Annotated in this window: 23 protein-coding genes and 1 pseudogene; 11 read left to right on the top strand and 13 right to left on the bottom strand. The window is 60.7% G+C overall.

Annotated elements, in window-relative coordinates; all coding sequences use genetic code 11:
- Positions 1-73: 73 nt before the first annotated feature.
- The 8 genes from DM374_RS18390 to DM374_RS18355 are packed head-to-tail and all read left to right on the top strand — an operon-like array spanning position 74 to position 8,365.
- Positions 74-835, top strand: a complete 762-nt coding sequence (locus DM374_RS18390; protein ID WP_110971169.1) for an SDR family NAD(P)-dependent oxidoreductase — start codon at positions 74-76, stop codon at positions 833-835.
- Positions 832-2,007: an acyl-CoA dehydrogenase family protein gene (locus DM374_RS18385; RefSeq protein WP_110971168.1), complete on the top strand. Its 1,176-nt coding sequence runs from the start codon at positions 832-834 to the stop codon at positions 2,005-2,007. Before DM374_RS18390 ends, DM374_RS18385 begins: the two co-directional genes overlap by 4 nt.
- A complete protein-coding gene (locus DM374_RS18380) occupies positions 2,004-3,071 on the top strand; it encodes a phosphotransferase (RefSeq protein ID WP_110971167.1) in 1,068 nt (355 codons plus the stop codon). Before DM374_RS18385 ends, DM374_RS18380 begins: the two co-directional genes overlap by 4 nt.
- The gene (locus DM374_RS18375) at positions 3,068-3,865 is read left to right on the top strand and encodes an enoyl-CoA hydratase/isomerase family protein (protein WP_110971166.1); all 798 of its coding nucleotides are present in this window, start codon (positions 3,068-3,070) and stop codon (positions 3,863-3,865) included. The genes DM374_RS18380 and DM374_RS18375 overlap by 4 nt, the downstream gene beginning before the upstream one ends.
- The gene (locus tag DM374_RS18370) at positions 3,858-5,018 is read left to right on the top strand and encodes an acetyl-CoA C-acetyltransferase (protein ID WP_110971165.1); all 1,161 of its coding nucleotides are present in this window, start codon (positions 3,858-3,860) and stop codon (positions 5,016-5,018) included. Before DM374_RS18375 ends, DM374_RS18370 begins: the two co-directional genes overlap by 8 nt.
- A 1-nt stretch (position 5,019) precedes the next feature.
- A complete protein-coding gene (locus tag DM374_RS18365) occupies positions 5,020-5,997 on the top strand; it encodes an NAD(P)H-dependent flavin oxidoreductase (protein ID WP_110971164.1) in 978 nt (325 codons plus the stop codon).
- 16 nt (positions 5,998-6,013) lie between these two features.
- Positions 6,014-6,790: an enoyl-CoA hydratase-related protein gene (locus DM374_RS18360; protein ID WP_110971163.1), complete on the top strand. Its 777-nt coding sequence runs from the start codon at positions 6,014-6,016 to the stop codon at positions 6,788-6,790.
- Between the two features lie 45 nt (positions 6,791-6,835).
- Positions 6,836-8,365, top strand: a complete 1,530-nt coding sequence (locus DM374_RS18355; protein ID WP_110971162.1) for an acyl-CoA synthetase — start codon at positions 6,836-6,838, stop codon at positions 8,363-8,365.
- Between the two features lie 131 nt (positions 8,366-8,496).
- Here the strand turns inward: DM374_RS18355 and DM374_RS18350 are convergent.
- Positions 8,497-8,799: pseudogene (locus DM374_RS18350) on the bottom strand (DinB family protein); the annotation flags it as partial.
- 86 nt (positions 8,800-8,885) lie between these two features.
- A complete protein-coding gene (locus DM374_RS18345) occupies positions 8,886-11,372 on the bottom strand; it encodes a TonB-dependent siderophore receptor (protein WP_110971161.1) in 2,487 nt (828 codons plus the stop codon).
- 184 nt (positions 11,373-11,556) lie between these two features.
- Here DM374_RS18345 and DM374_RS18340 point away from each other — a divergent pair, with 184 nt between their 5' ends.
- Both DM374_RS18340 and DM374_RS18335 read left to right on the top strand, forming a co-directional pair.
- Positions 11,557-12,072: a sigma-70 family RNA polymerase sigma factor gene (locus DM374_RS18340; protein ID WP_110971160.1), complete on the top strand. Its 516-nt coding sequence runs from the start codon at positions 11,557-11,559 to the stop codon at positions 12,070-12,072.
- Complete coding sequence (locus tag DM374_RS18335) at positions 12,069-13,016, top strand: FecR domain-containing protein (RefSeq protein ID WP_110971159.1); 948 nt, start codon at positions 12,069-12,071, stop codon at positions 13,014-13,016. Before DM374_RS18340 ends, DM374_RS18335 begins: the two co-directional genes overlap by 4 nt.
- Before the next feature lie 83 nt (positions 13,017-13,099).
- Here the strand turns inward: DM374_RS18335 and DM374_RS18330 are convergent, their stop codons facing one another.
- On the bottom strand, positions 13,100-13,531 hold the full coding sequence (locus tag DM374_RS18330) for a GFA family protein (RefSeq protein WP_110971158.1): 432 nt from the start codon (positions 13,529-13,531) through the stop codon (positions 13,100-13,102).
- Positions 13,532-13,636: 105 nt separating this feature from the next.
- Between DM374_RS18330 and DM374_RS18325 the strand changes: the two genes are divergently transcribed.
- On the top strand, positions 13,637-14,530 hold the full coding sequence (locus DM374_RS18325; protein WP_110971157.1) for a LysR family transcriptional regulator: 894 nt from the start codon (positions 13,637-13,639) through the stop codon (positions 14,528-14,530).
- A gap of 215 nt (positions 14,531-14,745) precedes the next feature.
- Here DM374_RS18325 and DM374_RS33200 read toward each other — a convergent pair whose 3' ends face one another.
- The 10 genes from DM374_RS33200 to DM374_RS18285 form a co-directional block, all read right to left on the bottom strand.
- Entirely contained in the window at positions 14,746-15,285 is a 540-nt protein-coding gene (locus DM374_RS33200) for a hypothetical protein (protein ID WP_157969721.1), read from the bottom strand.
- 136 nt (positions 15,286-15,421) lie between these two features.
- The gene (locus tag DM374_RS18320) at positions 15,422-16,108 is read right to left on the bottom strand and encodes a hypothetical protein (RefSeq protein ID WP_110971156.1); all 687 of its coding nucleotides are present in this window, start codon (positions 16,106-16,108) and stop codon (positions 15,422-15,424) included.
- A gap of 53 nt (positions 16,109-16,161) precedes the next feature.
- Entirely contained in the window at positions 16,162-17,910 is a 1,749-nt protein-coding gene (locus DM374_RS18315; RefSeq protein ID WP_110971155.1) for an ATP-binding protein, read from the bottom strand.
- Positions 17,911-18,232: 322 nt separating this feature from the next.
- Positions 18,233-18,418 (bottom strand): hypothetical protein, encoded by a 186-nt coding sequence (locus DM374_RS33775; RefSeq protein WP_225422532.1) that lies wholly within the window; start codon positions 18,416-18,418, stop codon positions 18,233-18,235.
- Between the two features lie 61 nt (positions 18,419-18,479).
- Positions 18,480-19,742, bottom strand: coding sequence for an OprD family porin (locus DM374_RS18310; RefSeq protein WP_110971154.1), 1,263 nt, complete (start codon positions 19,740-19,742; stop codon positions 18,480-18,482).
- Positions 19,743-19,898: 156 nt separating this feature from the next.
- Positions 19,899-21,551: an AMP-binding protein gene (locus DM374_RS18305; protein WP_110971153.1), complete on the bottom strand. Its 1,653-nt coding sequence runs from the start codon at positions 21,549-21,551 to the stop codon at positions 19,899-19,901.
- Entirely contained in the window at positions 21,548-22,288 is a 741-nt protein-coding gene (locus tag DM374_RS18300; protein ID WP_110971152.1) for a nitroreductase, read from the bottom strand. The genes DM374_RS18305 and DM374_RS18300 overlap by 4 nt, the downstream gene beginning before the upstream one ends.
- 59 nt (positions 22,289-22,347) lie before the next feature.
- Complete coding sequence (locus tag DM374_RS18295; protein ID WP_110971151.1) at positions 22,348-23,676, bottom strand: MFS transporter; 1,329 nt, start codon at positions 23,674-23,676, stop codon at positions 22,348-22,350.
- A gap of 231 nt (positions 23,677-23,907) precedes the next feature.
- Positions 23,908-24,933, bottom strand: a complete 1,026-nt coding sequence (locus DM374_RS18290; protein WP_110971150.1) for an AraC family transcriptional regulator — start codon at positions 24,931-24,933, stop codon at positions 23,908-23,910.
- A 216-nt stretch (positions 24,934-25,149) separates the two neighbouring features.
- Complete coding sequence (locus DM374_RS18285; RefSeq protein ID WP_095156641.1) at positions 25,150-26,376, bottom strand: MFS transporter; 1,227 nt, start codon at positions 26,374-26,376, stop codon at positions 25,150-25,152.
- Positions 26,377-26,859: the final 483 nt, after the last annotated feature.

Here is a 26,859-nt window from a genome sequence, read left to right as displayed (position 1 = left end):
GTTAAATCAGTGATTTTTCCTGCTCGCGGCAGAGCTCGCTGTCCCAACAAGAACAAGCAAGAGGATGTGCTCGATGAAGATTCAAGATGTGGCTGCAGTAGTAACCGGCGGCGCGTCCGGTCTGGGCGGCGCGGTGGCCTCGCGGCTGGCGGCGGCCGGTGCCAGGGTGGCGATTCTCGACCTCAACCAGGAACTGGGCGAAGCCCACGCCGCGGCGATCGGCGGCCTGTTCATCAAGGCCGATGTCACCGACGAGGCTGGCATCCGGCACGCTCTCGAAACCGCTGAAGGGGTGCACGGCAAGGCCCGCATCCTGGTCAACTGCGCTGGAATCGGCCCGCCCGGCAAAGCGATTTCTCGCGACGGTTCGGCGCTGCCACTGGCCGACTTTGCGCGAATCGTGAACATCAACCTCAACGGCAGTTTCAACGTGCTGTCGAAGTTCGCCGAGCGCCTGCACCTCGCTGATGCCGACGGGGAAGAGCGCGGCGTTATCATCAACACCGCGAGCGTCGCCGCCTTCGACGGGCAGATCGGCCAGCCGGCCTACGCCGCGTCCAAGGCCGGGATTGTCGGCATGACCCTGCCGCTGGCGCGGGAGTTCGCCCGCTACGGCATCCGCGTGATGACCATCGCGCCGGGGATTTTCCTCACCCCGTTGCTGGCGTCGCTGCCCCAGGACGTACAAGACTCCCTCGGTCAGCAGGTGCCGTTCCCGAGCCGTCTCGGCCAGCCGGACGAATTCGCCTTGCTGGTCCAGTCAATTGTCGAAAACCCCATGCTCAACGGCGAAGTCATTCGCCTGGACGGCGCAATCCGGATGGCCGCCCGATGAGCTTCCACGATCTGCAACGGGCCACGGAGATTGCCGACCGGGTCGAACGCTTTGTCCGCGACGTGGTGGTGCCTTACGAGGCCGACAACCGCCGTGATCACCACGACTGCCCCACCGACGAACTGGTGCTGGAACTGCGGGAACTGGCCCGCGAAGCGGGGGTTCTGACCCCGCATATCCTTGCCGATGGCAGCCACCTGAGCCAGCAAGGCACGGCGCTGGTGCTGGCGAAGACTGGCCTGTCGCCCCTCGGGCCGCTGGCCTGCAATACCTGCGCGCCGGACGAGGGCAACATGTATTTGCTCGGCAAGGTCGGCAGCCCGTTTATCAAGGAGCGCTTTCTCGAACCCCTGGTCCAGGGCACCGCGCGCTCTGCCTTTTTCATGACTGAACCCGCCGAGGACGGCGGTGCCGGTTCCGACCCGTCGATGATGCAGACCACCTGCCGGCGCGACGGAGACCACTGGGTGATCAACGGCCGCAAGGCGTTCATCACCGGTGCCCAGGGCGCGCAGATCGGCATCGTCATGGCCAAGGCCGAGGAGGGCGCCTGCATGTTTCTCGTCGCCCTGCCTGACCCTGGCATCCGCATCGAACGCATTCCGCGCACTATCGACAGTTCCATGCCCGGCGGCCATGCGATCGTCGCGCTGGACAACCTGCGGGTGCCCGCCGAGCAGATGCTGGGCGAGGCCGGCGAAGGTTTTCGCTACGCCCAGATCCGCCTGGCGCCGGCGCGGCTGTCGCATTGCATGCGCTGGTACGGCGCCTGCCTGCGGGCCAACGAGATCGCCACCGACTACGCCAACCGGCGCATGGCGTTCGGCAAGTTGCTGATCGATCACGAAGGCACCGGTTTCAGCCTGGCCGAAAACCTGATCGACCTGAAGCAGGTGGAATTGCTTATCAACTGGTGCGCCAGCGTGCTGGACAGCGGCGCGGCGGGCGGCACTGAGAGTTCGATGGCCAAGGTCGCTGTCAGCGAAACCCTGATGCGCGTGGCTGATCGCTGTGTGCAGGTCATGGGCGGCAGCGGCCTTACTGAGGACTCGATCGTCGAACAGGTGTTCCGCGAGATCCGCGCGTTTCGCATTTACGACGGCCCCACCGAAGTGCACAAGTGGTCGCTGGCGAAAACCATCAAGCGTGAGTGGGCGAGGGCACGGCAATGACGGCAGTGGAGCAAAAGGCCAATGCCGGCGCGGGGGAAGTGCGCGCCGACATGACGTTCGATGAGCGCGCCCTGGCCCACTGGCTGCGGGACAACGTGGATGGATTCGCCGGCCCGATGACGGTCCTGCAGTTCAGGGGCGGGCAGTCGATCCCCACGTATCAGATCACCACGCCGACCAGCAGTTACGTGCTGCGGCGCAAGCCTTCCGGGGTCTTGCTCAAAGGCGCCCACTCGATCGAGCGCGAGGCGCAGGTTCAGCAGGCGTTGGGCGGCGTGGGGTTCTGCGTGCCGAAGATTTTCGCGGTGTGCACCGACGCTTCGGTGGTGGGCACGCCCTTCTATGTGATGGAGCGCGTCGAAGGACGGATTTTCTGGGACGCCACTTTTCCAGAAGTCAGCGCCGAAGAACGGCCGCGCTATTTCGACGCGATGAACCAGACCCTGGCGGCCTTGCACAGCATCGAGCCCGATGCGGTCGGGCTGGGTGATTTCGGCAAGTCGGGCAACTACTTCTCGCGGCAGATCAGCCGCTGGACTTCCCAGTACCTGGCGGACGAAGCCGCAGGCCGCGATCCAGACATGGACCTGCTGGTGGAATGGCTGCCGGGAATGATCCCGCCCGGCGACGAGACGCGGATCGTGCATGGCGACTTCCGTTGCGACAACATGATCTTTCACCCGAGCGAACCGAAAGTCCTGGCGGTGCTGGACTGGGAACTGTCGACCCTCGGTCATCCGCTGGCCGACTTCGCCAACCACGCGATGATGTACCAGATGCCCCCCGAGATCGTTGCCGGCCTGGCCGGTGCCGATTTGCGGCGGCTCAACATTCCCGCGCAATCGGCGTATGTCGAGCGCTACTGTGAACGCACCGGCCGCGCGTCCATTCCGGCGTGGGAGTTCTATATCGCCTTCAACCTGTTCCGCATGGCGGCGATCTTCCATGGCATCAAGGGTCGGGTGATTCGCGGCACCGCCGCCTCGGCCCACGCCCGTGAACGGGCCAAGAGTTTCCCCGTGCTGGCCGGGCTGGCACGCCGCGCGCTGGAGGAATGCCGATGAACGATTCAGTGCTGCTGGATATCCACGAAGGTGTCGCCACCCTCACGCTGCACCGCCCCGACCAGGGCAACGCGATCGACCTGCCGATGGCCCAGGCGTTGCTTCGCGCAGCCATCGTCTGCGACCAGACGCCGGACCTGAAATGCGTGGTGCTGACCGGCAGCGGCAAGCTGTTCTGCGCCGGCGGTGATCTGCAAGCCTTTACCGAGGCGGGTGACGGGATTTCCGGTTTTCTCAGTGAATTGGCGGGCACCCTGCACCTTGCCATCTCGCGCCTGATGCGCATGGACAAACCCTTGGTGACGCTGGTCAACGGCGCGGCGGCCGGCGCCGGTCTGAGCCTGGCGCTGATCGGCGACATCGTTCTGGCTGAACCCGCCGCGTCCTTCACTCCGGCCTACGGCGCCATTGGCCTGAGCCCGGATGGCGGCCTGAGCTGGATCCTGCCGCGGCTGATCGGCCTGCGCCGGGCGCAGGAATTGATCCTGCTCAACCAGCGTTTGACGGCGGCGCAGGCGCACGGCCTGGGCCTGGTTTCGCGGGTGGTCGACGCCGGCCAGTTGCAGGCCGAAGGCGCTAGCGTCGTGGCAACACTGACCGCGATGAACTCAGCGGCGCTCGGCAGCGTCAGGAAACTGTTGCTGGAAAGCCACGGCACCCCGTTGGAAACGCAACTGGAAAACGAGGCCCGCAGCATCGCGGCCCTTGCGACACAGCCTTGTGTCCGTGACAAAGTCGCCGCCTTCGTTGCGCAGCGGCTCCCTAAAAACAAGAAGGAGTTGAGTCATGGCTGATGCCTACATTGTTGCAGCCGTTCGCACTGCGGGCGGGCGTCGTAACGGCAAACTGGCCGGCTGGCATCCAGCGGACATGGGCGCTGAAGTACTCGACGCACTGGTCGAACGCTCGGGAATTGATCCGGCTGCCGTCGATGATGTGATCCTCGGCTGCGTGACCCAGGCCGGTGAGCAGGCGTTCGCCTTCGCCCGCAACGTGGTGCTGGCGTCGCGGCTGCCACAGAGCGTGCCGGCGGTCACCATTGACCGCCAGTGCGGCAGCTCGCAGCAGGCGGTGCAATTTGCCGCGCAGGCGGTCATGTCCGGGTTCCAGGACGTGGTCATCGCCGGTGGCGTGGAAAGCATGAGCCGGGTGCCGATGTTCTCCAACCTGTCCTTCCACGAAAAGGAAGGCATCGGCATCGGCCCGTTCAGCGCCCGGATCCAGGAGCGCTTCCAGGTCAGCAGCTTCAGCCAGTTTGCCGGTGCGCAGACGCTGGCGGAGAAGTACGGTCTCGACCGCCTGACCCTCGACCGCTTCGCGCTGGCCAGCCACCAGCGGGCGGCGCAGGCGACCGAAAGTGGCGCCTTCCGCGATGAAATCATCGGCCTGGCGACCGCGGATGGCCTGCACCTGATCGACGAAGGCATTCGCTTCGATGCGTCGCTGGAGGGTATCGGTTCGGTGAAGCCGTTGCAGGAAGGCGGCGTGGTCACCGCCGCCAACGCCAGCCAGGTGTGCGACGGCGCTTCCGGGGTGCTGGTGGTCAGCGAACGCGCCTTGAAAGCCCATGGCCTGACGCCCATCGCGCGGATCATCGACATGACCGTCACTGCGGGCGATCCGGTGATCATGCTCGAAGAGCCGATCTTCGCCACGCGCAAGGCCCTGAAGAAAGCCGGCCTGAGCATCGCCGATATCGATCTGTATGAAGTCAACGAGGCGTTCGCTCCCGTTCCGCTGTCCTGGCTGGATGCGCTTGATGCCGACCCCGAGCGGTTGAACGTCAACGGCGGGGCGATTGCCCTCGGCCATCCGCTCGGCTCGTCGGGGACCAAACTGATGACCACCCTGATCCACGCCCTGAAAGCCCGCGGCAAGCGCTATGGCTTGCAAACCATGTGTGAGGGCGGCGGCATCGCCAACGTCACGATTCTGGAGGTGCTGTGAGATGAGCTTTCGTAACCGTGTGACCGAATTGCTCGGCATCCGCCACCCGATCGTGCAGGGCGGCATGATGTGGGTCGGCCGGGCCGAGCTGGCCAGCGCTGTTTCCAACGCCGGCGGCCTGGGGACGCTGACCGCGTTGACCCAACCGACCCCCGACGCGCTGCGGCGGGAAATCGACCGCTGCCGGAGCATGACCGACAAGCCGTTCGCGGTGAACCTGACCCTCCTGCCGTCGGTCAACCCGCCGCCTTATGCGGAGTACCGCCAGGCGATCATCGATTCCGGCGTGCGTATTGTCGAAACCGCGGGCAACAAGCCGCAGGAACATGTCGAAGCGTTCAAGGCCCACGGCCTGACCGTCATTCACAAATGCACGGCGGTGCGCCATGCCGTGTCGGCGCAGCGAATGGGGGTCGACATCATTTCCATCGATGGCTTCGAGTGCGCGGGGCACCCCGGTGAGGACGACATTCCCGGCCTGGTGCTGATTCCCGCCACGGCCGACAAGGTGACCATCCCGATCATCGCCAGCGGCGGCATTGGCGACGGACGCGGCCTGGCTGCGGCCATGGCCCTGGGCGCGGAAGGGGTGAACATGGGCACGCGCTTCTGCGCGACCCGTGAGGCGCCGATTCATGAGGCGATCAAGCGCTTCCTGGTGGAGAACGATGAGCGTGCCACCCACCTGATCTTTCGCCGGTTCCACAACACCGGGCGGGTCGCGCGCAACAGCGTGTCGGATGAAGTGGTGCGCCTGTCCCAGGCGGCCGAAGCCACGTTCGAGGACATCCGTGGCTATGTGTCAGGCGCCAAGGGCCGCGAGGCGCTGGAGACCGGTAATCTCGACGCCGGGCTGGTCTGGGCCGGACAGATCCAGGGTCTGATCCGTGACGTGCCCAGTTGCGAAGAACTGCTGGAGCGCATGGTCAGTGACGCCCGCGACATCATCAATCGCCGTCTCAGCGGCATGCTGGCCTAGGTCGGGAGAGAGAACGATGGAATATCAATTCATCCGCGTGGTCCGCGAAGGGCACCTGACGATCGTCACCCTGCAGCGGCCAGATGCCTACAACGCCATGAACTACGCAGCCCATGAAGAGCTGCAGCGCGCCTTTGACGACTTCGCCAGCGACGACGAGCAGTGGCTGGCGATCCTCACCGGTAGCGGGAACAAGGCGTTCTGCGCCGGGCATGACCTCAAACAGCAGGCCAACGGCGGCGATCTTGGTACCCCGCCGGCGGGTTTCGGCGGGCTGACCGCGCGATTCGACCTGCACAAACCAGTGATCGCGGCCGTCAACGGCGTGGCCATGGGCGGCGGCTTCGAGCTGGCGCTGGCCTGCGACATCATCGTCGCGTCGTCCAATGCCGCCTTCGCGCTTCCCGAGGCCAAGATTGGTCTGGCCGCGCTGGCCGGCGGCATGCTGAGGCTTCCTGCGCTGATCGGCCTCAAGCGCAGCATGGGCATGCTGCTCACCGGGCGTCGCGTCAGCGCCAGCGAAGGGGTGCAGCTTGGTTTCGTCAACGAAGTGACGGAAGGTGACGTGATGGACCTCGCCCGGCGCTGGGCCGATGACATCCTCACGTGCAGCCCGCTGTCGGTTCGGGCGACCAAGCAAACGGTGATGTGTGGCCTGGATGTGTCGGTGGAGCAGGGCATGGGCGAACAATGGGACTATCCGCAGGTCCGCGCCATGCTTGCCTCTGCGGACGCCGTCGAGGGTCCGAAAGCTTTTGCCGAGAAACGTGCCCCGGTCTGGTCGGGGCGTTGAATCCGCGTGCTGCACGCCCTGACAACGACAATAAGAGAAAACGCCATGCACCCGTTGATTCACGCCCGCACCAACCCCGACAAGCCTGCCTGCGTCCTGGTCTCCAGCCAGGAAGTCCTGACCTACGGCGAACTTGATGCCCTCGCGAACCAGGCCGCCCATCTGTTTCGCAGCCTTGGCCTCACGCGCGGAGACACCGTCGCGGTGGTGCTGGGCAACGATTTCGAGATATTCGTGGTGGCCTGGGCCACTCAGCGCATCGGGCTTTATCTGACTGCGGTATCGACCAAGACCTCCGTGGGCGACCTGGCCTACGTACTGGAAAACTCCGGTGCCAAGGCGCTGGTGGCCGGCCGCGCCTATGCGGATGTGGCTGAACAGGCGGCGAAGCAGGTTGGCTCAGATACCCTGCAGGTCTTCAGCACCGCCCCTGGCCGGCGTTCATTGCGCGAAGCCTGCGAAGGCCTGCCGACCACCCTGGTGTGCGACCCCAGCCCGGGCTCCGACATGCTCTATTCCTCCGGCATGACCGGCCGCCCCAAGGGCGTCAAACCGCAGTTGCCGGAAGGCTTGATCGAAGCGCCGATCCCGTTGATGCGCCTTGGCGAGGCGCTTTACGGGATGAATGGCGACAGCCGCTACCTGTCGACGTCGCCGCTGTACCACGCGGCGCCGCTGCGCTGGGCGATGGTGATCCAGCGTTTTGGCGGGACCGTATTCATCATGGAACGCTTCGACGCGGAGCAGTCACTGGCGCTGATCGAGCAGCAGCGCATCACCCACTCGACCTTCGTGCCCACGCACTTCGTGCGCATGCTCAAGCTCGATCCAGCGGTTCGGCAACGCTATGACTACCGCTCGCTGCAGGCGGTGATCCATGCCGCGGCGCCGTGCCCGGTGCCGGTCAAGCACGCCATGATCGACTGGTGGGGGCCGGTCATCCACGAGTACTACTCCTGCACGGAAACCTGCGGCATCACCGCCCTGGATTCGGCGCAGTGGCTGAGCAAACCGGGCTCGGTGGGACGCGCGGTGCTGGGCACGATAAAGATCCTTGGCGCGGACGGCGAAGAACTGCCGCCAGGCTCCCAGGGCGATGTCTACTTCGCCGACGGCCCTCGTTTCGAGTACCACAACGACCCGGAAAAAACCCGCCAGGCCTACAACGACAAAGGCTGGGCGACGCTGAACGACATTGGCTGGGTCGATGATGACGGCTACCTGTTCCTGACCGATCGCAAGAGCTTCATGATCATTTCGGGCGGCGTGAACATCTACCCGCAGGAAATCGAAAACCTGCTGATCACCCACCCCGACGTCGAGGACGCAGCGGTGATCGGCGCCCCTGACGACGAGATGGGCGAGCGGGTGGTGGCGGTCGTACAGCCCCGGGCGGGTACAGCCGGGAGTGCCGAGTTTGCGGAGACGCTTCGCCGCTTCGTCCGTGACGGCCTGGGCGGGGTCAAGTGTCCGCAACAGTTTGATTTCCGCAGCGAGCTACCGCGTGAGCCTACGGGGAAGCTGATGAAGCGGTTGTTGAAGGCTGAGTATGAGGCGGCTCATCGCGGGTTGTAGAAGAGTAGGGGCCCGTCGCCCGGACAAGCTCGCTCCTACCGGGGTGTGAGTTTTTGTAGGAGCGAGCTTGCTCGCGAAGGGCCCCAAGCGGTTGAACCGACTGGCAATAGACCTGACGCTGGTTCTTTCGACTATGTGCGCGGCCCGGAAGGAATGAGCCCAACCAGATCAGTATCACCAACGTCGACACCCGCTTGTGAAAGCAACGTAGTGACTTGTCCCCGGTGATGAGTCTGGTGGTTGAAGAAATGCATGACCAAGCCATAAAAGCTCTTGTCTGCGGGGACTCCTTTCATGCTTGTGTAATTGAGCATGTGATCCAGATCCGGGTCTGTAAGGGAGCGGGACCACTCGACAATTACCTGATCGAGCCAAACGCGATGTGCTGAAAGTTCGCGGATATTTGAGAACAGCAATTGCCGTAAAGGGGACGGAATTATTTTTTTGGCTGCGGCCGGTCAAATATCAATGCGTCCCCGTTTACTCAATCGCGGCGCCGGCGCAGCCGTATGGTATCGCCTTAGAAGTCGTAACTCGCTGTAATCTGGAAATTACGAGGATCACCATAGAACGCTGTAGGCCAGCTTGATGTGTTTTGCGAGATGGTCTGATAGTACTTCTTGTCCAGCAGGTTGTTCAGCGCAAAGCGGATATCCAGTTGGCGGGATGCCTGGTATCCCGCAGTCAGGTCAACCACGTAGTAGGACGGCTGGTCGATTTCGTAGTGCACGCCTGCGGTTGTGCCTTTGTTGAACACCGAGCTTTGCTTGTAGAAGCTGCCACCCACACGCCACCGGTCCAACTGAGCAGGTAGCTTGTACATGGTCGTCAACTTGAACTGATGGCGAGGCAGGTCGGTGTCATACAGATCGCCGCGCTGGTAGGTGGCTTGATCCTTGCGGTACTCCGCTTGCGAGAACGTGTAGCCCGCTGCCAATTGCCAGTCGGGGGTGATAGCGCCGCTGAGTTCGATATCAATGCCTTGGGTTCTGACCTTGCCCGCTGCTTCATAGCAACTGCTTTGCGGATAGGTCGAGCAAGTGGTTGGGTCACTTACGGACGTGCCACGGTTGCGCTGAATGATTTCAAACAGCGCCACGCTGCCGTTCAGTGCGCCGTTGAAATACTCGCCCTTGAGGCCAATTTCGTAGTTCTCGCCCTCGACCGGCTCCAGAAGCTTGTTGGCCGTGTCGCGATAGGTTTGTGGCTGGAAGATGTCGGTGTAACTGGCGTAGACGGTGTGATTGTCATCCAGGTCGTAAAGCGCGCCGGCATATCGGGTTGGGTGGCGGGTAGCCTTGGCCTGGGTAGTGGACATACTGCCCCGGAAGTCATAGTCATAAATGTACTCGAACCAGTCCAGACGGGCTCCGGCGATAAATCGCAGACGGTCGGTGATGTTCAACCGGGCGGTCGAGTAGATCCCTTCCTGTTTGGTTTCGCGCTTGTCCCCAACGGCATGGATATCCAGCGATGGCTTGGCGGTTGATCTGCTGTCGAAGGTGTAGGGGTCAATGTTGGTCGCAACGTTGCTGACGGTCGAGCTGTTCAGGAAGTAGTTGTCGACACGCCGGCTAGCGCCTACAACAAGTTCATGGGTCCGGCCAAATAACTGAAATGGCCCGTTGGCGAAGAAGTCGTAGCTGCTTTGGGTGTCTTCTGCACTGCCGCCGCTTGCGCGGATGCTGAGGGTGCTCAGATTGGAGGTCAGCCGACCGGGATAGCTGCCCAGGTAGTCCTGCTCCGACCAGCTTTTGCTGCCGGCCAGACGAATTTTCCAGTCATTGTCCAGACGGTGTTCAACATCCACGAACAGCATTCGGGTGCGCTTGTCCCAGTACTCCCAGTCACCTGCGAAACTGCGCGAGCGCGGCAAGTCCAGGTCGGCGCCGTTGGCGGCACTGGGCAGGCCGTTCCAGGCGACGTCGTTATTCTCATTCTGATAGGAAATACCAGTCGTTACCGTGGTGTTGTTACTAAGGTCGATATCGCCGACGGCGTAGAACAGGCTGTGCTCCTTGTCCACGCTGTCCATATAGCTTTTGCGGTCCTGATAGGTGATTACAGTTCGGCCGCGTAAGGTTTTGCTCTCGTTCAAAGCACCGGATACATCGAGTTCACTGCGGTAGTTGTCCCAACTACCGGCACTCACAGTGGCCTTGGCCTGGGGCTCTGCAGTGGGTCGCTTGCGTACCAGGTTGATAGCCGCAGAAGGATTACCCGCACCCTGGACAAGGCCGGTTGCGCCGCGAGTCACTTCGACCCGGTCATACATGGCGAGGTTAGCCGGCGTTATCGCATCGGCGGCGTTGGTAATGGACGTCGGCAGCCCGTCGTACATCAGATTGTCGATCTGGAAGCCTCGCGCGAAGAAGGTGTAGCGCTCTGGCCCGACCTTCTGCATGGTCAGTCCCGGTGTTTTGCTGACCGCATCCTGCACCGTGGTCAAGCCCTGATCGTCCATCTGCTGACGTGTAATCACCGAGACGGATTGCGGCGTTTCACGAAGCGACAGGTTCATCTTGGTAGATGTACTGGTGGTGCCCGTGGTGTAGGAACCCGTCCCCTCGGTTGTCTGCCCCAGGCGTGTACCCGAAATGCTGGTTGCCCCGAGCTCAACGCTTCCCGCCGGCGCAGCCTGCACCAACACGTAGACGTCATTCGCACCGGCAATCGCCTGTAATCCGGAGCCGGCAAGCAACGCCGAAAAACCCTGCGCGACACTGTAGCGTCCGTTGATGCCCGGGCTTTGTTTGCCTTGGGCCAGGGCCGTGTCAAACGACAGTACGACGCCCGCTTCGGTAGCAAACCGGTTCAACACCGTGACCAGTGGCCCCGCGCCGATGGCGAAGTTCTTTTGCTGGGCTTCGCCCTGCGAGGAAGGGGGTTGGGCGGCGTGAGTCATCACGGGGGCGACCATCAAGAGCGAGGCGCCGAGTATCGCGAGGGTGAGCGTGCTTGGGGCTTTCAGGCCACTCTTGCGTGGGCTTGAGGGGATGTACAGCATGTTGTCTCCTGTTGGCGGGTGCAGGCATTTTTTGAGTTTCTGCTAAGGGAGTCGCAGTGCTGCCGGGAAACCGACAACGCCCTTCAGAATTTTTTTGCCATCGCCATTACGGCTGAAGCGCATTGCCGCGAGTCGCTCATTTGAATATATTGCGACTCATTCTTATCTACGCATTAGCACGTTCATGTCTACCCGCAATCCAGTAGAAACGCTCTACAGCGATCATCAGCGTTGGTTGGTGAGTTGGCTACACAAGCGAACGGGCTGTTCGCAGCAGGCGGCTGACTTCGCGCAGGACACGTTTTTGCGCGTCCTGCTCGCCGAGCACCGTCAGCCGGTAGCGGCCACGCTCAGCGAGCCGAGGCACTTCCTGGTCACCGTCGCCAAGCGGGTGATGATTGACAGTTTTCGCCGCCAATCCGTGGAGCGCGCCTATCTGGAAGTGCTGGCCCGTCAGCCGGAATCTTTTGAGCTATCTGCCGAAGAGCGGTTGATCATCTTGCAGACCTTGCAGGCGCTTGACCGGATGCTCGACGGCTTGGGCAGGCGGGCTAAAGCGGCGTTCTTGATGTCGCAGTTGCAGGGACTGACCTACCCGCAGATTGCCGAGCAGTTGCAGATTTCCGTCAGCTCGGTCACCAAATACATGGCTCGCGCAACCGAGCATTGCTTGCTGTTCGTCATGGATAACCCTTTGTGAGCGTTGACCCTAAACGCCAGGCCCTGCGCGATGCGGCCCAATGGTTCGCGCAGATGTGCGCCAACCCTGACGACCCGGCCCTGCAGATGCAATGGAAGGCCTGGCATGGCGACCGCCTTGAGCATCAATGGGCCTGGCAACACCTCACCTCGTTGCAGACGCATATTGGCAAAGTGCCACAGCAACTGGGTTGGCAGGTCATGGAGCAGGTCAACTTGCAGGGCGCGGGAGTGAGCCGCCGCAATCTTCTCGGCGGCCTGGTGCTTGGCGCGGGGTTGGGGGCGTTGGGTTGGCGGGGGATCAATTCCGCACCGGTGTGGATGGCTGACCTGCGTACCGCCACCGGTGAGCAGCGCCGGGAGCGGTTGTCTGACGGCACCGTGCTGGTGCTGGACACCTCCACTGCAGTGGACGTGGCTTTTGATGCCGGCACGCGTTTGCTGATCCTGAGGTCCGGGAACATCCATGTGGTTACCGGCAAAGACCCTCGGCCTTTTATCGTGCGCAGCGCCCAAGGCGATATGCGCGCGCTCGGCACTCGCTTTGCGGTACTCGAACGGGAGGGGCAAACCCGCTTGAGTGTTTATGAACATGCCGTCGCTGTCCGTGCTGGAACTCAGGTCAGCGAAGCCGTCATCACTGCGGGGCATTCGGTCACTTTTGATCGTCAGGGCGTGTTGGACGCCCGTCCCCCGAGAGCGGACGAAGAGTCCTGGTCTCAAGGGCGTCTGACAGTGGATGACTGGAGCCTGGGTCAGTTGATCAACGAGCTGCAGCGCTATCGTCCGGGGTACCTCGGGTGCGCGCCTGAGGTGAGCCACTTGAGCGTTTCCGGCACTTATCCGTTGAACAATATCGACGTGGCGTTGAGCGCTGTGGCGCTTTCGCTGCCTGTCAGGCTCCAGCAGTACACCCGGTTCTGGACGCGGATCATTCCAGCCTGACGGCTTGGCAGAGCTGTGCCGCCACGCTGTAAAACCAGACATTGCTACAACGCGGGTTCTTATCCTGATAGCAGTGCGTGCATTTACCCCAACGCCTTGGAGAATTCCTCCGGCGTTGGGCTTTCCTCCCATTGCGCAACCCCTTCCGGCAGTACCAGCCACGGTTGCTTGCGGCGTGTCCAAATATGAGCAATTGGCGCGAATCGCTCCGCGCCTTCTAGCACGCCGCCCCGTACCACGAGCATGCCTGGCGCTGCGGTGGTCTCATTAAACAATCGGGTATGGCATACGCCGCATGCATGTTGCGTGGAAGATTGTCCATGGTACTCATGCCTGTAGGTGGCCGTCTCACCCGTTACCTGTACCCCCGAAGCCTCGCACAGCATGTGCAGACCGAACGCGCTGCCGCTCCAGCGCTGGCAGTTCAGACAATGGCATGCATACAGCGGCGGTAGTTGCTGCGCTTCGATTTCGATGACGACGTGTCCACATCGGCACTGACCGGTGAATCTCATGCGTTGACTCCTTACAATGACGCCCGGAAAAGTTCGGGACGCATGATCCCTCTTCGTGAGGTTGGGCAGAAGAGCAAAAAAGGAGCAACGGTTGGTCAAGAATTTATGAGCGGACTTGAATGGGAGAGCCAGCGAGTATTCCTCGCAGTGCTGCGTTCAGGCAGCCTGAGCGGCGCTGCAAAGCTACTGGGCATTGCACAGGCCACCGCGCGCCGGCGCCTTGATCATCTGGAGCAGGCGCTCGGGCTAAGTCTGTTCACCCGCACGCCTTCTGGCCTGACACCTACCAGCGGTGCGCAGCGCCTGATCGAGCATGTCGAGGCCATGGACCTCGCCGCGCAAGCCTTTACCCGTATGGCCAGCGCTGAAACATCGGTGGGCCATGGCACGGTGCGACTGACGTGTGGCGAATTGCTGGGTGTCGAGGTACTGCCCGGATTATTGCGCAGCTTCCATCACTGCCACCCAGACCTGAAACTTGAGCTGAGCATAGGCGACGCACTAGAGGACATTTCCAGGCTGCAATCGGATATCGCCGTGCGCCTGGTGCGGCCCGTGGAATCCGATATCGTGGCGCGTCGCGTAGGTAGCTTGCAGATCGGCATCCATGCCAGCGCCGAATGCCTGCAACGCTACGGCAAACCAGCCAGCTTGCCGGCCCTGCGCCAACGGCCGCTGATCGGGCCGGACAGGCGCTCCGCCGACCTGCGTCGGTTAGTCGAAGCCGGCCTGTGTGAAGCTGACCAGCAGTTCACGATCGCCGCCGATAACCACCTTGCGCAACTTGCTGCGCTGAAAGCGGGGTTGGGCTTCGGTCTCTGTCCAACGCGGATCGCGGCAGACCATGGGCTGCTGGAAGTACTACCAGACAGTTTCGGCTTCGAGGTCGATGTGTGGATCGCGATGCACAGTGACCTGCGCAAGATCAAACGGATCGTCCACACGTTTGAAGTGCTGGGCGAGCAATTGCATGACTATCTGCGTGCGGGCGATCGCTGAGGCAAGTAGTTTGAAACGGGCACTGTTTTTGTTGCCGGTAGCTATGGGTCGGAAGTGGTGGCTCTTGAAAGGCAGCTTACGGTCAAAAGCTGCCTGTGATGATCTACAGAAAACGGCCTGAAGCGAACGCCACTAGTCCAACACAAAACCTGGCCTGCGACGCTGCATGTATTCATAAAGGCAGGATAAGATCGGATCTGCAACGCCTTAATGCTTTAGCGTGGCGAGTCTGTGAGTACAAGAGTTCCATTGCTGAGCGCAAAATACCCAGCGTTATTTACGTGTATATTTTCCGAATTATTATATGGAGGAGTGCATTCTACATATGCACGCAAGACAAAATGATTTTGCCCTGCAGGGTATTTACTTAATACTGGAAGCGCGTGAGCAATGCACTCATTTATTTCATCTGGATAGATGCACTCCACACTATTCGGACTGATAAGGCCACCAAGATAAGTATAGTCTTCCTTCACTACACTGAATGTATTATTTCCAGCAGATATACGAAGAATTAACTTAACCTTGAATGACGAAACACTATTTCTGGGGCTTATGTTAGCAACATCAACCCTGACGCGATCATTTTCTGGCATAACAGAAACTTTGATGATGGGGAAGTGCTCGTATTGCTCCAGGCGTTTCTGTAAATCAAAAGTTGCATTCGATGCCTGCCTGACCTCTCGCCGTGCCTTCCAAGAAATACCAAGTGCAAATACTGCAATTGCCGTTGTGATCAAGAACTTCCAATCCATGCTTGCTCCTATGGGAAATGGGGCGGACTTATTTATGGAGTAGGCCGCTACTTTTGGCCGCCTCGAGCCTGACAAGACAAGAAAATACCGGCAAGAGTAGTCATTATATACTTCTAAAAATAACGGGGGTGTTTAATTACGCGATTTCTAATCCGTATTGAAATAGCGCCATGTCCATAACTCGAGCAGTGGGGTATGGGAGTTTTAGACGTCCTGTTTCTAGATGCAAGGTGGGGGCGCTTAGCTCCCGAACCACGCCGGCCAAAGCGGTAAGTCCCTTCCCGCTGGCGGCGGTTATGAAGGGACGTCGGGGAAATAAATCACGGCAAGCCGCGATGTAAAAACGGTCAAGTGCCGGGCATTCTCCCCAGACCCCCATCAGAATTTTCGTCTTGAGAGTAGCAGTCCAAGAGACGTTAGATGCTAACGATTCCATGGAGCCCAGTACTGAGTCCATCAACGTCTGATGGTATGCCAGTTTCGGGGCGCCTGGGGCGAAATCATCCATAGAAAGCTCCAACAAGTTGGGACCTTGACCTTCAAACAGAAGCTTGGCTAAAGCCTTCATCAGATCTAGGTTGCTATTCTGCAAAAGCCCTGATGAGCCGCGAAACATTCCCCAGTTCGCTAGGTAGAAGCCAATGTGTAGCGCAGTGGTCTCTATCTGATCCTCTGAGATGAGGTCAGCCCAGTTAGCACGGGATTCGTTCCAGATGTACTCGTAAAGGAACTCCCAGGCTTTGAGTCTTGGATAATCGTTGCCCGGCGAGGGCAGGATGTTTTGGTAATAGGCTTCAGCGTAGATGTTAGCGTCAAAGGTCATGCTCGACTTCCCTGTAAACCTTGAGGGTGTGATTGCTAATATGGCGAGGAGAGCTACGCCGGACGTGATCGCAACTGCCACTGAATTTGTCTTCTGGCAGTGGAAAAGATATCGACGAAAAGCATTGCCGAAACGTTAGGTTCGAGGTTGGCAGCGGGAAAATCCTCAGACCGCTTGCCTCCGATTATCAGCACCTTGATTGGTTTGCTGACATGTTTAGCGAAGTCATGACGATAGCTGGTCGCTTGCTGGTAATCGACGTATTTGAGTGCATGACTGGGGCGTTTGAACTCAATCAGCAAATATGTTCCATGGAGGTCTTCGCTTAGGAGGAGGTCAGGTCGTTTGGAGGCGAGTTCGCCTATGTACCGGTCACCGAGATAGTCTTCCACCTGGCGTTGCAGTGTCTTGTTAGAGCTGAACAGTGAGTACTCTGGCCCAAGTATCCAGAGGCTGTTCTCTATCGCTCGATGCATAGTCGCCTCAAGGGTGTTGGTCGTTGCTGCCAACATCTCGAGTTGATCTAAGTAAGCGGATCGAGCGTTGGCTTGTTCTACAAGGAAGGCCATATCTGCAAGGCCAAATTCGCTGAGTGAGTCCACTACGGCAGAGATGTCACGACGCTTTGCATCGGCAACATGCTCAAGAAGAATTCGGTAGTCGGACCGTTCAAGTGCTTCCAAAATTACGAATACGATTGGCTCGACTTTGCTAGGGGCTTCGTCATAGTACTTTTCCAAGATTCGTTTGATGGCACGATCTGCATACTCACGCTTGAACTCTGGCATTCCAGCCAATCGCTCATGAATTGTTTTCTGCAACCGAGCGTGAGCCAGACGCATCTCCATTCCGTGCGTCTCTACAAACGCATCCCTAAGCTTCGCCTGTACGTGCTCTGACACTTGGTGGAATAACTCACTGTTTTCTACAATAGCATCCCATCCCGCAGTGACATGTTCGCTCAACCCATCGGCGTCGATTTCACCAAACATTTTTCTGAGAAGCTTGGGCGGAAAATCATCGCATTCGTCTAGGCCGAAGAAGCTTGGCTTTCCCACGGCTTTGCCGTCGACCATCAACGTGATTCCCGGCTGGCGTAGACCGGTCTTGGCATCACTGATGGCGAAGCGCAAGGTTACATCACCTGCATCAGGTAGAGTGGTGCTGTCTTCGCGATAAGTGCCAGAGAGATCGTCGATGGCCAGAGGCTTGCCATTGACCGTGATACTGAAGTCTTTCTGTCTGCCATACTCTTGGAGAAGAATCTGGCGAAGCTTATTGGCATCGGGGTAGGCTAGTTCTTGGTGTAGATCCGACAGCGTTATTGTGGTGCCGTGAAGCTCTGGTGAGCAAGGCACCACTTCAGCATCAATTGGTAAGTTTTCGATATCAGCTTGCTCCTCCAGCGCTTTTAAACTCAACGTGAAGCTGACTTCGCTGCTCCGCGCGTGGGTTTTCAGTTTCATAACTGATGCAGCCATCAAGCCTGCGAACTTACCGATTCCTTTTCGACCTTTGATTAGTCGTTGCTTTCCAGTCGTCCGCAGGCCGCGTTTGGAGCGTCGATCAGATGCAATTTTTAAGTAATGAGCGGAGAGTTCCTGGGCGGTCATCCCCGTCCCGTCATCTATGACTAAAATTGGATCATTGCTGAGGGGGGCAGGTAGAGTGATCGACACCTGCTCCGCATCAGCATCCCAAGCGTTATCTACTAGCTCCTTCAATGCCTTCTCAGTGGATGAGTACTCTTGGCTGAGTAGAGTTGCCAATCGTGAGTCCACTTGGAAATGTAATTTTTTCATCGCGCGACCATGTCCCTATTTCTCATCCGCTCAAATACGAATCCTTCCGGGCAGGACGCCTCACGGATACCGGTTAATACGAAGTTTTAACCGATATGACCATTGATGGCAATTGGCCTCAATTGACGTTGTGCCAAGGAGCATGAAGGGCCGCCACAGAGAGGCCTATAGGTACGTTGTGTAATCAGTTGACAGATTTACTCACGGGCTAACCGTCCGCTTCTGGCCGCTTTCTGCCTGTCGCGAAAGGCAGAAAGCGGCCACAAGCCACCATTCGCGAATGCCTGTCCGAGGTTGGCGCCTTCACCGGCAGATGGCGACATCAGGTGCGCAGCATCGCCGAGCGGGGCCACACCGAGTACGCGGACCATTGGTAGCCAACCTGGAGCACAAGGATTGAGCGCAACGCCGGGTCGTGACCGGAGTCGGTAATCAGAGCTTTCAGGGCCGCTGCCCAATCTTCAAAAATGAGGCCGAGGAACCGTTCGAACAGGCCCGCAGCTTTCATGGGCAATGACGCAGCCTGGCGTGTCGCTTTTCCGCTGACTCGCCAGGCCGTGATCGAGGGCTTAGAAGTTGACCGTGTAGCGTACGATGAAGCGGTTTTCGTTGGCGCTGTCGGCATAGGTGGAGCGGTTGGTGGAGTTGCGCCATTGCACCGCGAGGCCTTTGACCGGGCCGCTCTGGATGACGTAGGCGATATCGGTGACACGTTCCCACTCTTTGCCCGATTCAGCCTCCTGGCGCAGGGCCGCCGCCTGGCGGGTGGTCAGCAGGGCTGGATCGACATCGTCGCCTTTGACGTACTTCAGGCTCAGCGTCAGGCCGGGGAGGCCGAGGGCTGAGAAGTCGTAGTCGTATCGGGCAAACCAGACGCGTTCGTTGGGCGAGGTGAAGGTGCTGACCAGCGACTCGCCAAACAGATAGGTGTCTGCACCGTTGACGAACGCGAAAGGCGTATCGCCCCATGCCTTCTGGTAACCGCCGCCGATAGTGTGACCTTTCAGGCTGTAGGCGAAGTAGCTGCTCAGCGTGCGGTTGTCCACCTCACCCAGCAATTGATCACCGGTTTGCCTGGCGTCGAACAGGCGCACGTCCGCGATGACGGCGCCTGTCGACAGCGGTTGATTGAGCTTGAGGCCTGCGTAGTGGGTGCGATACAGGTCGGCGAGTTCGGCAATGTGGTAGCTCAGGGTGAGTGTCGGCAATAGCTTGTAGTCGAACGCCAGGTAATCGAAATGATCAGCGTCGATGGCGCGATAGCCGAAGGTCGTGAGCGATTCGAAATCCGTCGAGTTTCTCTGCTTGACAGCGTTGACGCGAATCGCCGAGACGGTCAGTGAATCGACATCATTGGACACCAGGGAGCCGCCGCGAAATACCTGCGGCAACAGCCGGCTGTTGTTGCTCCACAACAGCGGCATCAGTGGGCTGATGCCGCCCAGGCGAAGTTCGCTCTTGCCGAGCCTTGCCTTGGCCGTCAGGGTGAACTTGCCGTACTCGTTTTCGACGTTGCGCCGGGAATCGAACGCCAGAAGGCCCGAGCCGATGCGGTCCGGGCTTGAATCCAGCTTGAGCCCCAGCAGGCCCTGAGCGTCCACGCCAAAGCCCAGCGTGCCTTCGGTGAAGCCTGATTGCAGGTTGAGAATGAAGCCTTGCGCCCATTCGTCACGCTTCGATTGGCTGGCGCCGTCGTTGCGGAAGTCGCGGTTGTAGTAGAAGTTTCGAAGTTCCAGGCTTGCTTTGGCATCATCGATGAAGTCCGCACACGCGAGGGGCGCGCACGTGAGTGCCGCCACTGGCACGAGGAAGTGGGCGTGGTATGTCGTCATTGCAAGCACCTTTTGTTGTTTTAGTGTGCATGAACCCCTGCCGCCGCTAATGGGCAACATGAGTGATAACGCTGGGAAAAACGCTGTCAGACGGGTGTTGTGCTCATTACCAGCGCAAGGCGCTGGCCAGGCCTTTACCGCGACGCTGCCGGCTGCTCAGGCGCCGGAGGCCAGGCGCACGATCGCGTCACGGCTGCCTGCCCGTTGGCGGAGCAGGAACTTCTGGATCTTGCCGGTGGCAGTTTTCGGCAACTCGTCGAAAATCACCCGTTGCGGGCATTTGAAACGGGCCAGGCGTTGTTGGCAGAACGCGATCAATTCCTGCGGCGTGGGCGTTTCCACGCCAGCTTTCAATTCAACGAAGGCGCAGGGGACTTCACCCCACTTGTCGTCCGGTTGAGCGACAACCGCCGCATGCAGTACCGCGGGGTGGGCATGCAGTGCTTCTTCGACTTCGATGGAGGAGATGTTCTCGCCGCCCGAGATGATCACGTCCTTGCAGCGGTCAGTGATCTGGATGTAGCCGTTCTCATGAACGACCGCCACATCGCCGGTATGAAACCAGCCGCCGGAAAAAGCCTGTCGGGTGGCAGACGGGTTTTTCAAGTAACCCATCATCACGGTATTGCCCCGCATCAGCAGTTCCCCGGTGGTCTGGCCATCGCGCGGGACCGCTTGCAGTGTCTCGGGGTCCGCCACCATCAGGTCTTCGAACACCGCGCCGCGGGCACCCTGGCGAACCCGCAACGTGCACTGCTCAGCGGGCGGCAGCGTGTCCCAGGCGTCTTGCCAGACACAGCTCACCGGTGTTCCGCACACTTCGGTGATGCCATAGACATGATCGACATCGAAGCCCAACGCCAGGACTGCCCGCAGCACTGCGGCGGGCGGCGGGGAGCCGGCGGTCAGCACCCGGACCGGCGTCGCCAGGGCGGCGCGGCCGGTCGCGTTGGCGATCATCGCCATGACGATGGGCGCGGCGCAGAAGTGATCGACCGCATGCGTGTCGATGGCGTCGAACACCGTTTCAGCCGAGACCTTGCGCAGGCACACGTGGGTGCCGGCGGCTGCGGTGATCGCCCAGGTGAAACACCACCCGTTGGCATGGAACATGGGCAGCGTCCACAGGTAGCGCGGCGCCCGGGCCAGCGGCCAGTTGGTCATTTGCAGCAGGCTCATGAGGTAGGTGCCGCGGTGGCTGGCAACCACGCCCTTGGGATCACCGGTGGTCCCGGAGGTGTAGTTGAGGGCTATCGGCTGCCATTCGCTGGCCGGCCAGACACCCGCGAAGCCAGGGTCGCCGCCGGCCAGCAAGCGCTCGTAATCGGTTTCGCCAATGGCTGGTCCGTCGGGCGAAAGGTGGTCGTTGATATCGATCACCACCGGGCGCTGTTCCAGCAGTTCGAGCGCCGCCGCCGCCAGCGTAGCGAATTCGCGATCCACCAGCAGCAGCTTGCATTCGCCGTGGCGAAGGATGAAGGCGACGCCTTCGGCATCCAGGCGATAGTTGATGCTGTTCAGCACCGCGCCGGCCAGCGGTACACCATAGTGAGCTTCGAGCATTGCCGGGGTGTTTGGCGAGAGGATGGACACCGTGTCGCCCTGGCCCAGACCTCTGCTGGCCAATGCCGAGGCCAGTCGATAGCAGCGTTCACGGGTTTCAACCCAGGTTCGCCGCAGCTCGCCATGCACAACGGCATGCCGGTGTGGATGAACCAGTGCAGCGCGGTCGAGGAAGCCGAGCGGCGTGAGGGGCAGGTGGTTGGCAGGGCTGCGCTCGAGCCCGCTCTCATAGGCACCAGGGTTCATGGGGTTGTCTCCTTGTTATTGTGATGAAAAGTGGCGAATGCGCTGACGGGCTCGCGGTCGGTTACCAGGGTGTTCTCGATGCGGGTTTCGTCGGCGTAGCCAAGGCTCATCCCGCACACCAGCATGTGCTCGGGGGGAATCGCCAGCATCTCGGTAATCACCTCGTGGTACTTGAGAAACGCGGCCTGTGGACAGGTGTGCAGTCCTCTGCCGCGAGCGGCCAGCATGATGCTCTGCAGGAACATGCCGTAATCCAGCAGGCTGCCTTCTTGAAGCACGCGATCAATGGTGAAGATCAGGCCGACCGGCGCATCGAAAAACCGATAGTTGCGGGCGTGCTGCTGATGCATGCGCTGCTTGTCGCCCTTGTTGATGCCCAGCAGGCTGTACAGCTCCCAGCCGACCTGGCGGCGCCGCTCGACGTAGGGTGCGACCCACTCACGCGGGTAATACTCGTAAGGATCCGCAAGGTTTTCAGTGAGCGCCGGGTCGTTGTCGAGCGCGGCGATCGCGTTGGACAAGCGTGCCTTCACTGCCCCGGTGATGACATGAACGCGCCACGGCTGCATGTTCACGCCGGTCGCACAGAAGCGCGCCACATCGAGGATCGATTCGATGTCCTCGCGGGGTACCGGGGTCGGCAGAAAGGCTCTGATGCTGCGGCGCGAGGCGATCGCCCAATCAACCGTCTGCTCTAGTAGCCGCGCCGAGAGTGGTGGTTGTGATAAGCGGTTCATAGTCATCTCTTACAGGTTCAGGTGTGGGGGGCAAGTGCAGGCTCGCGGGGTCTTTCCGTTCAGTTGGACGCCACGGCAGCCTTTGCCTCGGCAGAGTCGGAGCGTGACTGGTTGATCAGGGTGACGGCCGCGGCACCGATCAGGCCGGCCAGGCTGATCGCCATGAAGTTCTGCTCCAGCGGCAGGCTCAAGGACACCAGCCAACCGATAAGAACCGGTGCCACGATCGCGCCGATGCGGCCAACCCCGGAAGCAAAGCCAACGCCGGCAGAGCGCAGGGTCGAGGGGTAGAAGTCGCCGGCATAGGCATAGGCCAGCAGTTGTGTGCCGAGGGTCGAGGCACCGACCACGAACACCACCGCAAACAGCAGGCTGGTGGAGCGGGTATAGCCGAGCAACGTCAGGGCGATCGCGCCGATCAGGTAGAAGCACACCAGCACATGCTTGATGTTGAATTTGTCGCTCAACCAGCCGCCGCCGAGGGCTCCGACATTGAACACGATGACGAAGTTGAGGGCGGAGCCCAGGCTGAAACCGGCCATCGCCATCAGCTTGGTCAACCAGGAGTTGAGGGCGTACACCATGAACAGCCCGGTCATGAAGGCCGCCCAGATCATCACGGTACTGAAGCCGCGGCCGTCCTTGAACAGGTTGCGCACCGGTGCTTCCTGCTTGCCGAGCACGCTCGGGTTGCCGGTCATCACGGCCTGGTCGTCGATCGCCAGGTCAGGCCGCAGTTGCCGGGCGATGTCGCGCAGTTCGTCCTGGCGGTCATGCTTCAGCAGGTAGCCGATCGAGTCGGGCATGCTCTTGAGGATGAACGGAATCAGCAGCACCGGTAGCCCGGCGATATAGAACACCCACTGCCAGCCGTGGCTTTCGATCAATTGCTTGGCGGTCAGTGCGACGAGAATGCCGCCTACCGAGTAACCGGCGAAGACCAGCGTCACCAGGCGGGTGCGCAGTTTCAGCGGCGAGAACTCCCCCATCTGCGCGGTGCATACCGGCAACACGCCGCCAATACCCAGGCCGGCGATGAAGCGCATGACACTGAAGCTCACGGGGTCATTGGTAAGGCCTGCCGCGGCGGTAAACAGACTGAACAGCGCGACGCAAAACGCGATCATTTTCGGGCGGCCGATCCGGTCTGCCAGGGTGCCGAGGAAAATGGCGCCGAGCATCGTGCCGAACAGCGCCGAGCCGGCCATGATGCCGGCACTGGTCGGGTCGATGTTCATGTCTTTCATGATCGCCGGGAGGGCCGCGCCGACTACCGCGAGATCGTAGCCATCGATCACCAGGATCAGCACGCACCAGAATAGAATCAGCCTGTGGAAACGGTTGAAGCGTGACTCGGCCGCCAACGTATAAACGTTCACCGGTTGCATAGCGTGTCTCCTTCAATCTTGTTTTTGTTTGTGAAGTGCACTGTGGGGCATCGGGCATACCGCGCTGTACGACGTCCTGCGGAGCCGATCATAGGGGTGGTGAGCAGGCGCGGCCCATGCCCGCAGGCATCGTTGTGATTGACCGATTCGGGCAGTCTTTGGTGGGCGGGCAGAGGAGGAGGGAGAGGGAAGGTGGCGTGCGCGGACACGCGGGAGGCCGGTCGCGTGCCGTCAGAGGTCGGCGTCTTCACCCTGGGATCGGCGATAGGCGCCGGGGCTTACCCCGGTCCATTTCTTGAAGGCACGGTGGAAGGCGCTGGTTTCCTGGAAGCCTGTCCGGGCCGCGACGTCGGTTACCGTCAAACCTGGCTGGCTGAGCAGATTGATGGCGATGTCCCGACGCAGGTTGTCTTTGAGCCGTTGGTAGTTGAGCCCTTCGGCCTGCAGCCGGCGCTGCAGGGTCGAATAGGACATGCGCAGCATCTTGGCCAGCGCCTCGAGCTCCGGCCACTCTTCGGGGCTTTGGCCGCGCAGGCGTTGCCGGATCCGGGCACTGATGCTCTCGTCATTGCGGTATTTGACGAGGATGCTGGCAGGCGACTCTTTGAGGAATGCCGCCAGGGTGAGTGGCGTCTGGGCCACCTTCAACTCAAGAAAGCCGCGCTCGAAGAACACCTGCGAGACCGGCGCCGCAAAGTTGATGTTTTCGCAGAAACGCATCCGGTAGTCGCTGTCATCCTCAGGTTGTGGAGCCCGCAGGTCCAGGCGCTGAATGGGAATGCGCCGATTGCCCAGCCAGCACAGCAGGCCATGAACCAGGATGAGCCAGGTTCCGTAGCAGAACAGCCTGCGCTGCACGCCGTGATCGTGGAGAACGATGACCGCCGACTCCGCGTCGAACACCAGTTCACCGTACACGTCATCCAGAATCGAGCGAAGGAACGCCAGCATGCGCCGCAGGGCGTGCTCCAGGTTGTCGCAACCGAGCGCGAGCTGGCACATCAGCTTGAAACTGCCGCGCCGCATCGGGTGGCGATCGATGGCGAAAAACTCATCGTCGAGCACATCAGAGAGGGCTACCCACAAGCGCGAGAATCCCGCGGCTGATACCCGTGCCTGAGGCGACGCCAACAGCGCCGGATCAATGCGCGCCTGGCGCAGCGCCCATGCCACGTCGACGCCCTTGTGCCGCGCGCCGAACAACGCCTCCTGTACCAGCCCGATCGAGGTGGTGCCTTTGTCTGGCGGCAGTGCCATGCAGTCTCCTTCCTCTGCCCGCGCCCGGTGGCACGAGCAACCCCGGTGGATTGCGATAGTCGCCTGCTGGCGTTACCGGCAGTCCGCAACAGTGCTGTAGCGCCGCTACGTTCTGTTTTCGGCTACCGCTTGTCAACCGGGAGGGCGCGCTGCCGTCCCGGGGGCTCACTGTCGGGGAGGAAAAGAGCGCAGATCCAAGACCAACGCTCGTCCGTGTTAGCAGGGCTGCGCCGCCGCGCTATTACTGACGTTACGCCCCAGTACCAGCACCGTGACAAAACCGCAGCCCACCAGGGCCGTGGCCAGGCTCAACAGCACCGAGCTGCCCATCTGGTCGACGATGCGTCCGCCGAAGAACGAGCCCAGCGCGATGATCACCTGGAACAGGGCGACGAACAGTGGCATGCCGCGTTCGACATCCTTGGGTGCTACCACAAACATCCAGATGCTGGCGCAGGCCGGGAACGCACCGAAGGCGAAGCCCCAGAGTGCGATCAGCATCGCGGCGCCGGTCATGCCGGTGGCGAAGTGGGGGAACAGGGCGGTGCTGATGCCGATGGTCAGTGCCACCAGCAACAGCGTGTGACGCACGCTGCGGTTGGCGGCGAAGCCCGCGAAAATATTGCCGATGACCCCGGCCACGCCATAGAGCAGCAGGAGCGAGCCAATCGTCGGCCCATCGAAACCGGCGCTCTGTTTGAAGAAGGGTGCGACATAGGTGTACGCGGCAAAGTGCGCCAGGCCAATCAGCAAGACTGCGATCAATCCAACCCGCGCTTGTGGATTGATAAACAAGGCTGGCAGGTCGCTGATGCGAATGGCCTTGTCCGGGTTGAGCCGCGGCAGCAGGAAGACCTGCGCCAGCAGCACCGGAATGCCCAGCAGAGCGGTTACCAGAAAGGTCATGCGCCATCCCATCAGGCCACTCAGCCAGGTGCCTACCGGCACGCCCAACACCGTGGCCAGGGTCACCCCGACCATGATGATCGAAGTGGCCTGGGCTACGCCGACTCCCTTGGGCGCCAGACGGCCGCTGAGGGCAATGGCCGTCGCCCAGAAACCGCCGATGCTGATACCCAGCAAAACGCGGCCGAACAGCAACAGACCGAAGTCGCTGGCATAGGCTACGACCGAGTTGGCGATGATCATGATCAGCGTCAGGCCGATCAGCAGATAGCGCCGGTCCAGAGCGCCAATCCCCACCGACAGCAACGGCGCGGCGAGGGCGGCCATGATGCCGGGGAGGGTAACCATCAGGCCGGCGTGGCCGGCACTGATGCCGAGGTCGCTGGCGACATCGTTGAGCACGCCCACCGGGAGAAATTCACTGGTCACCAGGGCGAAAGCGCCCACGGCGACTGAAAGGATCGCCAGCCACTGCTGTTTGACGCTTTGCTGACTATGTTCGGGGAGGCCGCGAGGGGCCTGGCTGGCGCTTGGCATGGGTGCTGGGTTCCAAGGGATGAATGTCGCCTGAGGGCAGGCGGGGGAGAGGGGAAAAGCTGGGAGGCGATTATAGGAGTCGGTTTTGGCAGGCAGACAGGCGAGCACTTCGATAGTAATCATCAGTGCAATCGATGGGATGGGCGGGGGAGGCAGCTGTACGCGGGTTCGCGGACCGAGGCAAAAGGAACCCGGCAGACCCAAGGTCTCCCACGCACAGCCGCCATGACGCAACTCAGCGGGCAGAAAAACCACTTGCTGGATTGAGTGAAGCGCTTGCACGTCTGGAGTAGCGGGCTACCAAACCCGATCGCTGATTGGGCAGCGACCGGCGAAGACTAGGTAGCGAGTTCCAAGTGCGCAACGACTCATGGGGCGGAAAAGTATGATTGGGAAATTACCTACAAGAAAGCCGGAAAACAGAGAGGCTTTGTAGCCTGAGGCTGCAACTATGGTGGGTTTCCGCCGAGGTGGTTGTCGGGG

It is taken from the genome of Pseudomonas huaxiensis (assembly GCF_003231275.1).
Taxonomy (GTDB): Bacteria; Pseudomonadota; Gammaproteobacteria; order Pseudomonadales; family Pseudomonadaceae; genus Aquipseudomonas; species Aquipseudomonas huaxiensis.
The sequence above is the reverse complement of the archived record's forward strand: the minus strand, read 5'-3'. Positions and strand labels throughout refer to the sequence as shown.